The sequence below is a fragment of the Paenibacillus marchantiae genome (genome assembly GCF_028771845.1).
Classification (GTDB): Bacteria; Bacillota; Bacilli; order Paenibacillales; family Paenibacillaceae; genus Paenibacillus; species Paenibacillus marchantiae.
Genome location: NZ_CP118270.1, coordinates 6,181,166 through 6,193,507, shown reverse-complemented (window position 1 = coordinate 6,193,507; position 12,342 = coordinate 6,181,166). Strand labels below are relative to the sequence as shown.

Annotated in this window: 13 protein-coding genes; 6 read left to right on the top strand and 7 right to left on the bottom strand. The window is 34.5% G+C overall.

The features are described from left to right. Positions 1 to 19: 19 nt before the first annotated feature. The 5 genes from PTQ21_RS27960 to PTQ21_RS27940 all read left to right on the top strand — a co-directional run bounded on the left by PTQ21_RS27960 (position 20) and on the right by PTQ21_RS27940 (position 4,535). Entirely contained in the window at positions 20 to 1,255 is a 1,236-nt protein-coding gene (locus PTQ21_RS27960) for an MFS transporter (RefSeq protein WP_274567877.1), read from the top strand. A 960-nt stretch (positions 1,256 to 2,215) separates the two neighbouring features. Beyond that, positions 2,216 to 2,740, top strand: a complete 525-nt coding sequence (locus PTQ21_RS27955) for a ComF family protein (RefSeq protein WP_274567876.1) — start codon at positions 2,216 to 2,218, stop codon at positions 2,738 to 2,740. A 3-nt stretch (positions 2,741 to 2,743) separates the two neighbouring features. After that, positions 2,744 to 3,733: a DNA-processing protein DprA gene (locus PTQ21_RS27950; protein ID WP_274567875.1), complete on the top strand. Its 990-nt coding sequence runs from the start codon at positions 2,744 to 2,746 to the stop codon at positions 3,731 to 3,733. 10 nt (positions 3,734 to 3,743) lie between these two features. Next, positions 3,744 to 4,247, top strand: coding sequence for an HAD family hydrolase (locus tag PTQ21_RS27945; protein WP_274567874.1), 504 nt, complete (start codon positions 3,744 to 3,746; stop codon positions 4,245 to 4,247). 15 nt (positions 4,248 to 4,262) lie between these two features. Beyond that, the gene (locus tag PTQ21_RS27940) at positions 4,263 to 4,535 is read left to right on the top strand and encodes a hypothetical protein (RefSeq protein ID WP_274567873.1); all 273 of its coding nucleotides are present in this window, start codon (positions 4,263 to 4,265) and stop codon (positions 4,533 to 4,535) included. A gap of 257 nt (positions 4,536 to 4,792) precedes the next feature. On the opposite strand, the gene PTQ21_RS27935 is transcribed toward PTQ21_RS27940, so the two are convergent. From PTQ21_RS27935 to PTQ21_RS27915, 5 genes are all read right to left on the bottom strand, one after another. Further along, positions 4,793 to 4,966 (bottom strand): hypothetical protein, encoded by a 174-nt coding sequence (locus tag PTQ21_RS27935; RefSeq protein WP_274567872.1) that lies wholly within the window; start codon positions 4,964 to 4,966, stop codon positions 4,793 to 4,795. Between the two features lie 279 nt (positions 4,967 to 5,245). Beyond that, the gene (locus PTQ21_RS27930) at positions 5,246 to 5,542 is read right to left on the bottom strand and encodes a hypothetical protein (RefSeq protein WP_274567871.1); all 297 of its coding nucleotides are present in this window, start codon (positions 5,540 to 5,542) and stop codon (positions 5,246 to 5,248) included. A 93-nt stretch (positions 5,543 to 5,635) separates the two neighbouring features. Continuing rightward, a complete protein-coding gene (locus PTQ21_RS27925; RefSeq protein ID WP_274567870.1) occupies positions 5,636 to 6,985 on the bottom strand; it encodes a TniQ family protein in 1,350 nt (449 codons plus the stop codon). 2 nt (positions 6,986 to 6,987) lie between these two features. Then, positions 6,988 to 7,320 (bottom strand): hypothetical protein, encoded by a 333-nt coding sequence (locus PTQ21_RS27920; RefSeq protein WP_274567869.1) that lies wholly within the window; start codon positions 7,318 to 7,320, stop codon positions 6,988 to 6,990. 143 nt (positions 7,321 to 7,463) lie between these two features. Beyond that, entirely contained in the window at positions 7,464 to 7,670 is a 207-nt protein-coding gene (locus PTQ21_RS27915; RefSeq protein ID WP_274567868.1) for a ribbon-helix-helix domain-containing protein, read from the bottom strand. 156 nt (positions 7,671 to 7,826) lie between these two features. Between PTQ21_RS27915 and PTQ21_RS27910 the strand changes: the two genes are divergently transcribed. Continuing rightward, positions 7,827 to 8,615, top strand: coding sequence for a hypothetical protein (locus tag PTQ21_RS27910; protein WP_274567867.1), 789 nt, complete (start codon positions 7,827 to 7,829; stop codon positions 8,613 to 8,615). A 1,048-nt stretch (positions 8,616 to 9,663) separates the two neighbouring features. Here PTQ21_RS27910 and PTQ21_RS27905 read toward each other — a convergent pair. Then, positions 9,664 to 10,356 (bottom strand): hypothetical protein, encoded by a 693-nt coding sequence (locus PTQ21_RS27905; protein ID WP_274567866.1) that lies wholly within the window; start codon positions 10,354 to 10,356, stop codon positions 9,664 to 9,666. A gap of 73 nt (positions 10,357 to 10,429) precedes the next feature. After that, complete coding sequence (locus PTQ21_RS27900; RefSeq protein ID WP_274567865.1) at positions 10,430 to 11,077, bottom strand: sigma-70 family RNA polymerase sigma factor; 648 nt, start codon at positions 11,075 to 11,077, stop codon at positions 10,430 to 10,432. Positions 11,078 to 12,342: the final 1,265 nt, after the last annotated feature.

Below are 12,342 nucleotides of genomic sequence, written 5' to 3'. Positions count from 1 at the left end.
GTTTGGGGGACTAGTGCTAATGGATACTGTGTCAGTAACAAAGGAAAAAATATGGGGAATGAATTTCTTTTTATTGTTTTTATCCCGTTTTGCAAAAGTATTAGCGGATAATATTACATTGGTAGCATTATTATGGTTAGTTGTGGAACTAGGTGGCGATGCAAAAATCTCATCAATAATTAGTGTCTGTATGATAGTCCCTCAAACATTACTAGGGCCTTTTTTGAGTCCGTTGTTACAAAAAGGAAAGCTGAAAAATTGGATGTTCGTTTCTGACTTTTTAAGAGGTTTTGTGATATTAGTAATTCCAGTACTTCTCTTTCTGGATCTCCTAAGTTTTTGGATTCTCTTTATACTTGTACTACTTCAATCTACAACTGGGGCTATTTACAACCCAGCTTCTGTAGCCCTATTACCCAAAATTTTAGGGAAAACTGTGCTCCAAAAAGCTAATGCGACGTTGCAATCATCTTATGAAGTAATCACATTAATAGGACTTGCTTGTGCGGGACCACTTATAAGCTTACTCTCCACTAAAGTTACTCTCTTAATAACTTCTATACTCTTCTTACTGTCGGGTATTATTATCTTTGGAATTAAATTGATTGAAAAACAACAAGTCCAAAAAGCAGAAGTTAAAAGTACAAAATATTTTGAAAAAGTGAAACAAGGTTTTAGTATTGTGAAACAGCATAAATTGCTCTTGGGGTTGAGTATTTTTGCACTGTTTTTGAATATTGGTTTGGCTCCTTGGACTACTTTATTATCCTTATTTAGTGCAAATGAATTGAATGGTGATGCGACTACTGTTACTCTAATCCGGGCAAGTGCAGCTTTTGGAGCTTTGGTGATGGGGTTAGTATTAACTAAGTTGGATATAACAAGGCAAGGTGCATTGTTTATTGGAGCTGGAATTTTACAAGGTTTAATGCTCACATTAATAGGATCATTCCCCTTATTGTGGTTAGTAATTGGCGCAGCGTTTATTTTTGGTATTTGCACGACTGCAATTAATGTTCCAGAAATAGTTATTATACAAACAACTGTACCAGAAGATCAGCAAGCTCAAATTTATGCTGTAATTATGACAATTAGTGTTGCATTTTTGCCTATAGGTTACTTGCTTGCGGGTTTATTTGCAGATATTTTCGGTAACTCAGTCATTATTGCATTTGGTGGGGTGGCCATTATAATATCAGGGATCTTGGTTAAACTATTTACTCCATTGTTCTCTATGAGAATCGAGAAAAAATAAAATTATGAATTGCTAGATGAAAAATATATAGTTATTCATGCCCCTTTTGGAAAGTACAAATATAAACAAATTAACTTTTTTTCATATTCGCTCAATTTCCACTTATTTTCCATCCTTATTCAAGCATTATTTAAAAGTTCGCCTGAAACACCAATTGGTATCTAAATGAGAGAAGAGAGACATTTTAAAGACATTGATTAGTCAATTTCCTTACCTGGAGTAACTGTTTAGCAAGCATAGTTATTTAGTGCGGGGGTGTAATTAAATCGTTGATTTTATTTATAACGGAATTCATCCACCTTTTTATGAATTGATCTTAGGGAGGACGCAGCACGTATTAAGTTCGCTTATATACTTTAAAGCATGTATTCTGGGGCTCATTAATTGAGCCTCTTTGTGTTTCGACGAATTCAGACTTTGCTTTTCAAGTAAAAGGAGGATCCAAGTTGCCACTGGTTTGATGTATGCTACCGCTTAACGAATCACCTTTATCTACAAAGCTAGTTGGAAAACAGTGAACGTTACTTGGTGCAATTACAAATGTAGTCTATAGATAGTAGCCACTGGACTCTGTTATTAAGTAGTTCAGAGGGTTGTGTTTGATGGCAAGAAAAGAGAAATTGTAGTCATGCATTATTCAATTTGTTCATTTTACGAAATTATGTTCGTTAAATTAAATATTTGAATAATCAGAAGGTCTGCTAAAGGACAAAAGACGATATCAAATTGAATGAAGATAGGGGATTACATAGGTTAATGCAATCAATATTAACAAGACATGATGAAGTCAAATCGTTAACTAACAAGTATAGTTAAGATATCTAGGAATTACAGAATTTATACTTCTTATGTACTAGTAAATTTATCCTATTTGCGTTATGATTTCTAAGTGATAGATAGGTACTGTTTTAGTTATTGATAAGTAATTAGTCCTAATAAATAAGGGGTGTCTTTATGATCATGAAAAACTTGGAGTTTAATCAACCAGAGTTAATTTTGACGGCTGTATCTTATCATCCATACCGAGGAGGTTCCAACCCAAATTTTGATGATAATTCACGTTTTCTACTTGATCTAAAGAACGATAAAGATATTGCAATTGATAAAATATACAATTGGCTTGAACCGCTTGTGGATCTAAATGTTTCTTTAGCAGTAGTACCTTCACATGATCCAAATAAAGTTGGTGGAGGTGTATACAGAATAGCCAAAAAATTAGTTTCATCTAGTAAGCGAATTGACGCTACAAGTTGCTTGAAAAGACATACAATTATACAAAAATTAGCACATGGAGGACCAAGAAGTATTGATATACATAGAAATTCTATCAATGTCATAGATCGTGAACTCATAATGGACAAAGAAGTGTTATTATTAGATGATATTACAACATCAGGTAACTCTCTTTATGCTTGTAGGGAACTTTTACTGCGGGCCGGAGCAAGGGAGGTGCAGTGCCTGGCGTTTGGTAGAACGGAGGGATAGTTCATGTTAGATGTTGTTCAACTACTTGCTCTTCTTAATTTGAAGGGAGTTGGCAGAGGCACGGTTGCATCAATACTTTCGTTAATTGAATCACATCCGAGCACAAAGAAAGAACTACACGATTATCTAAGTAGTATCCATAAAGAAATATCTCGCTTTCAAAAGCCAGAATTTCTTGCATTAGAAAATGCGTTTGATCAGGCGGAGAGAATTGTAGACTATTCAAATAAATATGGGATTAAAATCTTTGGAATAAACGATCATAAATTCCCTAAAAGACTAAAAATAATTCCGGATAGGCCAGTGGTTTTGTTTGTGAAGGGGAATGAAGAGGTACTTCATGATGAGTTAAGCGTGGCCATTATAGGTACTAGATCCCCTTCCGAGTATGGTGAGATATGTGCAAAGAGGTTTGCAGGTTATTTTACAAAAAAAGGACTCAGTGTAGTTAGTGGGTTGGCATTAGGAATTGATACAGCTGGTCATATAGGGTGTTTAGAAGAGAATGGGAGAACAGTCGCAGTACTAGCTCAAGGATTAGACACTCCAATATATCCTGCAAAAAATAAGGAATTAGCTAGGCGTATATTAGACAATAATGGATGTTTGATTAGTGAGTACAGCCCGACAGTAAGAGCAAGGTCGAATTTCTTTGTTGAAAGGGATCGACTCCAGGCGGGATTAAGTGCGGCAGTAGTAGTGATAGAAACTGATATAAAAGGTGGCACAATGCACACAGTAAAGTTCTGTTTAAGCCAACAGAAACCATTAGGTGTTTTGAGCCATCCACAGAAATTTATCATTAATAATCCTAAGTCAAATGGAAATCAATACTTAATCAACGAAGAGAAAGCAGTACCTCTATTTTCAATTGAGGATATGGAAGATTTCATTGGAAGTATGGAGGGATTGAGTGAGTTAAGGGAAGAGTCAGTGATAAAAAGGAATAAATTAAAGAAAAAGGATATCGTGCAGACAGAATTAGAATTTTAGGGGGGCGCGTATGGCGATAATATTCGACCTGGATCAAACATTGATTGATTCTATGGCAGCGGAATCAATGCGTCGGTCTAGAAATTGGAAAGAGGTTTACAGTATGATCCCTTTTCTTCGTCCTTATGAAGGGATTGATAAAATATTTGAAATCCTTTCTTCGAAGCAGATACCACATGCAATTGTTACTTCAAGCCCTACTCCTTACTGTAAAAGAGTAATTAGTCACTTGGCATGGGATATACCAATTACAGTTTGCTATCATGATACATCCAGGAGAAAGCCTTATCCTGACCCTATCATATTGGCAGTAGAAAAGTTAGGAATAGCTAAAGAGGATATTCTTTCGATAGGCGATGATCCTAGAGATATACAAGCATCGAAGGCGGCAGGAGTTAAGGCTGGGGCAGCGCTATGGGGTATAGATAATTATTCTTCTATTCTAAAGGAAAACCCAGACTATTCATTTTATACGGTAAAAGAATTCGAAGAATACATCATAAAACGCTATTAGGGGAGAGGATTAAATATGAGTCTTGAAAAGTTCTCAAAATCAGATGTAGAAATAATATGCCCTTGTTGCAAAGAAAGTATATATATTGAATTAGATGTAGACCTTGAAGAAGTAGGATCTGACGAAAGAGAAATGGGAACAGAGACGCAATATGAATTCCTAACATCCGTAGAATGTTATTTATGCGAAAATATTATAGAAATAAAAGGTGAAGTTTGGGAATATCCCGAGAACGTTCTTAATGACTTTGAGATTATAGAGGTCTCTTCCAAATGCAATAAGCAATAAATAAAAATTTGTTAAGGAATAAAAATAGGGAGAACCGAATTAGGAACTTCCTTTTTTTTATTCCAAATACTAGAACTGGTGAATACACATTTATGGGAAATCGATCATAAATTTGTATCCGAGAACAATTGATAAGGTTATAACAAATTCGACATATATAAAACGCTTAGGTGCGCATCATGACGATAAACAAAAGAAATACATTTTTTCCTTTATTGCTTCATGTGTAATTAATGGTAAGGATAAGGTTGGTCGATTTAATGAGGGGTATCTTCGTATTTGCCCCATAAAATTTTCTTTGAAGTAATCATTAAATATATTAAATCTGATGAGATTTTAAAATCACCAGCTATTGATATTAGTTCTTGAAGTGTTAGACCTTCATTTCCTTCAATATGCGCAAACAACTTACCAGACAATTCCTGATCCATATCAATCACATTTTTTTAATAAGCAGAGAGAAAAACAAGATTTCTATGGAACACTACATTTATTCGTTTTGAACTAAACACTTCGAAACGAAGATTGAACTGTTTAGCGTACTCCTCCCCAGGAGGGCATCTCCAATTCCCCTCACTATCAAGATAGTATCTTGCTGGATCTTTTGCATGAAGCGCATGTAGTTCCTCTTCTGTCTTGCATTCTACCCACTTTGCACTATCATCTTCAATGACAAAGAAGTCAGGCGTATAGAAAAAAGATTTCCTTTTTTATTTTCCTTGTACAGAGCTGATGTAGCTAAGTAAGATTTTATTGGGTTGATCATAAAATTCTAAAACAGGGTCATGGTGCTCAATAGAATAAATGTAAGGTAACTCCAACGTATGACTTTCATACTGTAATGAGAGATTCATTTTCTGGCTAGGATATCGACCGGTTACATTTTTCATGGAACTCGAAACAAGGCGTGAGGGCTGTCCTGATCGAATTCGACTGATTAAATTTCTAGCATTTAATTGCACATCATTAGTGATTAACCACTGCTCGTATTCTTCTGGAGTCAACACAAAAAAGGCCTCCCCTATAATTTTGGTTTGTATTATTGTCAATATTTCATGGTTTATACCCATTGTGCAAAATTTATTTTGAAAACTATGTTTTTAATTGACATTAACAACTTTTGTATCGGAGGTATTGTGAACATGCTTTTTCCAAATTTCCTTATATTCCGTTCTTAATAACAGACCTTTTCGATTTAGACATCTCTCTATATTACGTCTATTGGGATAGATTCCATTGCTTCTTAAAACGCTAATCGTTCTTACAATGTCATTATGGGTAGTTCTAGCTGTTATTCTCTTGTTCTTTAGTTTGTCATTCTTGAATCTATTTTTGATCTCTTCAGCGACTATCGGGAAATTCTTTTTGATTGATTTAATAGAGTAATTCATCTGTTTTGAAACGGTGGATAATGAAACAGGAGGGTCACACTTGGTGTAATGATGGAGTTTACTCGCTATGATGTCGTAATTAGGTGCGTTGTAAGTACTTAATCGTTTGTTAGATGATACAGGTATAGAAAAATCTAAACTTATTGTAGAAATATTCCCTGAGAGAAAATCGATCAAATCGATATCTAGTTGTTTGCAGATACGTAGCATCGTGGAGAGAGGAGGGATAAACTTACCATGACAGTACTGCCAAATCGTAGTTGGATGCATCTGAAGGAAATTGGCTAATCGAGCTGCATTCCCACTGGTGAAGCGAAGTAAAAATTGAAAACTCTTATGGATATTACTTCTGTGAATGTTGAATTCTTTTGTTCTCTCGGTTTGAGAAATTAAACGATACATGGTAATAGAACTCCTGAGCTCATCTCGATTTGGTAATCTGTAGTTAATAGTGAGCTTCCCAAGCCAGGTAAAACAGTGAGGACAAAATCCAACTACAGAGCATCTACCTAAGGGAGCGATCTCTTTTTTACAATCTGCGTTTGGGCATTGCGAAGATAAGAGGGAGTTGTGGATTGGGCAATAGGATACATCTTTTAATGACCACAAAAGTGGTTCATAAAGCGGCTTTCCTTCTGCGTTCCATTCATAATAACACTGTGTGCACCATGCTTTTGAAGGTTTGAACAAGTATTTATCACATATAACCTCTTCCCAGGGTAGCAAAGTGAGATTTTCAAGCTTATCTACAGTCGTTAACGTAGACAAGATGTCTACTATGCTTTTAGTGTGAAGACCAACGCCATTTAATGATTTTGCTCGTTGATAGAATCTACTTCCTCCTCGAGAAATATCATTTTGTAGATACTCTCTCTCGAGTTGAGAAGAGATAATATCCTTAATTAAATCTCCCATACATATATGATGAGCAGCAGCTAACCGCGTAATATAACTAACAATTCCTTCTGTTAGTCCTGTTTGGAGTCCTTCTGGTTTAAGCGCGTATAATCTACTTACTGTGTATGGCACCTTACAGGTATCATCTAAATAGATAACCATATTTAGACCTCCTCGGTGTCTTCTTTTAAATGCTTGAAAGTAGTTCTAAGGTGGTTCAGTTTGGTATGGTAGATACGTATCTCTTCATGAGAAAGATGTTTTTGAGGGTGTAGAGGGTAAAGCAAACACAAGTGATCTGTTTCTGTACAATGATAGTAGAGAGTCGACTCGATCGGCTCGTAAAGCAGTGGAATGATTTCCATATTATTCTCTGGAGAAAACCATTGATTGAGTACAGCATGCCGGCATGAATAATATTTATCCACTACGAGAATTCCTTGAAGCGTGATGGTACCAGAAATATGTTGAAGATCTGTTCTGTCTCTGTTTTCCATATTACGACGCTCCTTTTTGATTGTGTTTTATAGTAAGTGTAGACATGAACACAAATTGTAATACATTTAAATGACAAAATAGTATTCGGAAAAGAAAATGGATGTATTCTTATGGTTTTCACCAAAAAGAATACATCCATTAGTTAATTACTTTTTTTTTCGTCTGTGGTTTGAATAAACTTAGCATTTTTCAAAGCGTATTCAAGTGCCATATTGATCAGTTCATTGCGTGAGCGATTGCTCTTTTGAGCAAGTATATCAAATTGTTCCTGGGTTGATTTTTCTATTCGAATAGTGAGTGTAACAGATTTATCTTCTTTAGGCGTTATTATAAAATCATCCAGACTCAATGAGCATCACCTCTAATTACAGTATAGGAGTAAGAGGTGAATGAATTGTATAACACGAAATGTATTGTTTTTGTATCACAAAATGTATTACAAATTGATTTTTAGTTCTTCTTGATGGATATCCTATCATTAGATGCTTTAATGGGGGGATGCGTTATGGATTATAGGGATTTAAGAGAGTTTGTCGGTAATGGATCGTATCATGAAATGAAAAATATGGAGTTCCAACTAGATGTATTGAAGACTTCTATTCGTAGTTATCAAGAGAATACAAACAGCAAGAGAATTGAGTGGAAGACACACGGAGTAGTAGGTAAGTTTATAGCAACTAGAAAATATAATACGGATTTCACATCGATCTATGAGATTCTAGAGAATCATGGAATTCTTCATTTGGTACTGAAAGTAAATTGGAATAGTCTTACGGAAGCAGAACAAATAAGACTTCTTAAGTTTATTATCCCAAGTACTCCATATTTAAGATTTGTATTTGTTGGGAGCCATCATCACGAAATAACTGAACCTGACCCAACTGATTTTGAACAGTTGGTTATTTTAGAACGTGTACGCTCATGGAAATCTTTAAAGCATGCACATGAAAATAAATTGATTCAATGGAATTTGATAAAAAAGCAGACCTTATTGGAGATGTTACGTAAGAAAGAGGAGAATGTTAAACTTTCTTTTGGGAAACTGAATGTCATAAAGCCAAGGCCCCAAATTTCTACCATTGATGTATATAGAGAAATTGGAGATCAGGCTTTAAAGAGTGTTGGAAATATTGATTACACTAAATTAAATGAATTTGTAGCAAGAGGATTCATTAAAAAATCTGAAATAAGTCAATTTCGCAAAACGTCAGAAATTGATCTAAGATATTATTTAATGGAGATTCATAAAGAACATAATTATATACAGACTCTTAGTGAAAAAATAAGAATCTAGTATAAATTTGGGCTGGTAGGGGCAGTTGATCCCTTATAATAAGTGATGCTATGGTTTTAACCATCATGGAAAGGAGCGGCGAAACGAAGATAATAAGCATGAACACGGAACCTGTTGTTGGTGTAGATGTCGCTAAAGCTTCAAATGTGGTACGGGCATTTGGAAACGAAATGAGCCAGTTGGCAAAGCTATAGTCATTGCGCTTGAGAGTGGGTCCGAACAATTTATGAAGATATTAGGTGTGGTTAAAGTCGAAATTATGGATAACCTGGGGAACAGATAATAACTATGACTGGAAAAATGTAGAATACCATTCTCTGAGTCTTTTGCCTTTTCAAATACTTCCGGTAATAAAGCCATATCATTTTAAAGCCTTTAGAACTTCTTGACGGAAATCATCACCATAACTATTGAGTAAAGCATAGTAAGAGACATCTTGACCAAATGAGAAGAATGAATCATTAAGTCGCTCAAAATTAGTAGGGATATTAGGTCTTCATTGTTTCTTATCCATATGCTACTCACCAATTTTAACACTCCCAATAGAATATTCTTCACCAACTGAGTTTACATAACATAAAGTGTACATCGTTTCGTATTCCCACCAATCATTCCAGTTATGCTCTATTAAATAGAAATGATTAAAGTGTTGAACTACGAAATCATGTTTTGATTTTACAACTGAAAAATTCATTTGAGAGACCTCGCTTTAATACTCAGACTAAATCAACTCATATTTAGGTCTTCATATATATTTTCTTTATGAAACTTAATCCTCATTAACTCGTTCAAATACCCAAACTATTCACAATAAGTTATTCTAATCACTATATTTAAAATACATAATACGGAAAATTTTTATACAGGTGCAAGGCTTAATATATGAGAGGCCCTGCACCTGTAATTGTAATAAGGTATTGTAAGAAGGTATCTATCCTTGACGATTGTAAAGGAACAGAATAGTTATTGCTGACCTATTTTTATATTTCTATAATTTAAACTTTTCGAAATGAAAATTATAGATTATCTTTCTATTAAAGTTGCTTGCTTAAGCATCAATTAACTCTTTAATTAATAATCTCATTTGAGATATCTCAAGATAAATTAAATCATCATCATATTTGTTAATATCTAATGAATGGTTATTAATTGCCGCAATTTTATTCTTATCACTTAATTTCACTTTTCGAAATGGTGAGATTGAAAAATGTTTAAAGTTTATTGAGTAACTATAATTTTTATTCAATTTAATTTTTTTTCGAATAAAAGATAAGGTATCTGTTTGTTGGTTACAAATAAGTAATTTTGATTGTATTTTATCATTTTCTACTCGATTCAATAAATCAAGACAATATGAATGATGAAAAATTGTCTTTTCAAAATTATTATTAATATTTGTTAATCGATGATAGTCTTGATTGATATTAAAAATAGTGAAATTTTTGAGTTCTTGAAATAAAAAATAATCAAAATATTTTTTTTGTATTTTCTTTTCTATTGCTTGTTTTAAGATTCGATTTAATTCATAGTCTTCTAGTATATGTTCAGTAGGTATTTCGCATAGAATTTGAAATTCCAGATATGATAATAATTCTTTAATGAATTGACTTAGATAATCGGATATTGTAGGTTGTACATATTTATTGTAAAAAGTCTCTAATGGTAAGTCAGTGCGAAGAGTTACCTGTTCATTGAAACTCGGATTCCTTGGCATATAATATATCTCCTTTATAAATTCCATATCCCCCCTTCCTCAGAAGGGGGATGGAATTGTTGTATTCAAGTTTTATAATTTCGTAATGAATTTTTAATAGTCAATCTCTAAAATAACCTTCTAGAGATTCTTTCATTTTTTTTAAGCCTCTTTTTTTCAACTTTGAAACATGATCTTCTTTTAGACCGAGCTGTTTACCAATCGCTTTATTTCGCATCTTATTGAAAAACACATTCCACAAGATGGTTTGTGTTCTTATGTCGCAAGAATGTAAAGCTTGTCTCACGACACCTGCAGCTTCTTGAATAAGAATCAATTGGTCAGGTCTGGTAGTATAGTGTTCGCCAATAAATCTTTGTAGGTAGTATTGAAGCTTTTCTTCATCATGACCTATAGTATCATTGTCAGAATAAAGATAATCACGGTCGCCCTTAACTTGTTTGCGCTGTCGCTCCTTAAAGCAGGTGGTATATTCATTCTTTACAGTTCTCAAGTTAGATAAGGCTGCACCTATAAAACTCACGCTTATCTTTCCATCTTTAATCGTGCGTTCAATAGTGCCACTAACGATGTCTTCAATATCCTCCGGGCTCCAACTGTAGTCTTTGGTTTTATTAGCTGAAATCCTGAGCTTTTCCAACAAAGACTCATGAATCATTTTTAATTCTGGAGTGAAGTCCTCATCAGCTAAGTAGGCCCTGTGCAGTTTCTCGAAATCTTCTGTTGCTACAGGTTTTAAAGACGACATGAGATCTACCTCCATAATAAATGTGATCGTAATACATTTTGCTTTCCTCCTTTTGGCCGAGCTGTCTATAATTTTTTGAGATAGGTAATCACACAATGATTATACCCCTCTACTAATATAGGGAGCCATTTTCATAAAAAATGGACAGAATATCAGAAATAAATTATATTTCAACTCTTCCTCGGACTCATTTACATATAATATAAGTTGAAAGTTGTAAGTAAGTTCTTAACTCGAATTGCACGAATAGGGAAGCTAGATTTCGAAGTCCGGTGTCAGCCGTCCGAGAAATAAGCATGTGGGCACCTGCGGCTTTGCTGTGTAAATTTGTTTGAATTTTGCGTGCAGGTTATTACAAATGGAAGAAGAATGTCGCCCTTAGAGAGAAACAAGGAGTTCTCAGGAAGCAATTCTCGGGTGGGAACTGAGATGACAATGCTTGCTTCTCCCACTTAAAGACGGAGAAGTTGTATTTGGAGAAATCTCAGAATCTGGAGCAAGGAAGAGGGAATTACGGAGTGAATTCGAAAATTTTTCAATTAATCCTCGGCGTCATTTTTTTGGTTTAAGCGTTCGTGGAATCATCTTTGGTTTTGTTGATGGTTCAGCTGGCTCATTTCTCTTTGCAAAAATCTACCGGATAACATGGAGATGTATGCAATAGATTTATGGGACCTTCAATCCGAAGCAAGGCTGTGATTTTTCGATATCCATACCGAAACTTGTGCTGAGTACAAGCTCAACTACTTTTTCGACCATCGGATCTGGATGCTTGCTCTCCCAGATTGTCTTCCAGCGGTAATAACGTTCGTTTTGATAGGAAATATCGCACTAACTGAAGATTGGATTAAGAAATTTCTTTAATCTCACTATTTATTATTCTCAGCAATATTCTTTCTTATGATACTCGATCTAATTCTCTCAGAGATTCTATTGAAGAGCCGATTTGAACATACAATTTTAAATTGTCTTGTATTTATTTATATGGATTCCTATTTTTTTAACCATATGGGGTCCATGGTACAGTGGCATAATCAATTTAATTTTAGATTTCGCATATGCTTATTATGCTGCTACCTGTAGCATAAAAAAGTAACTGAACATCAGAATATCTTCTGACTTTACTGTCGTTTATTATTCTCTGCATGATTATCTTAATTCTTAAAGATGCTACAAGTTCGGTCTGTAAGAGTTTGCTCTGCGGCTAGTTTGTGAGAGCGATTTGCAGGGTACATAATTTAACTTGGATGCGAAAATGGTTTAGA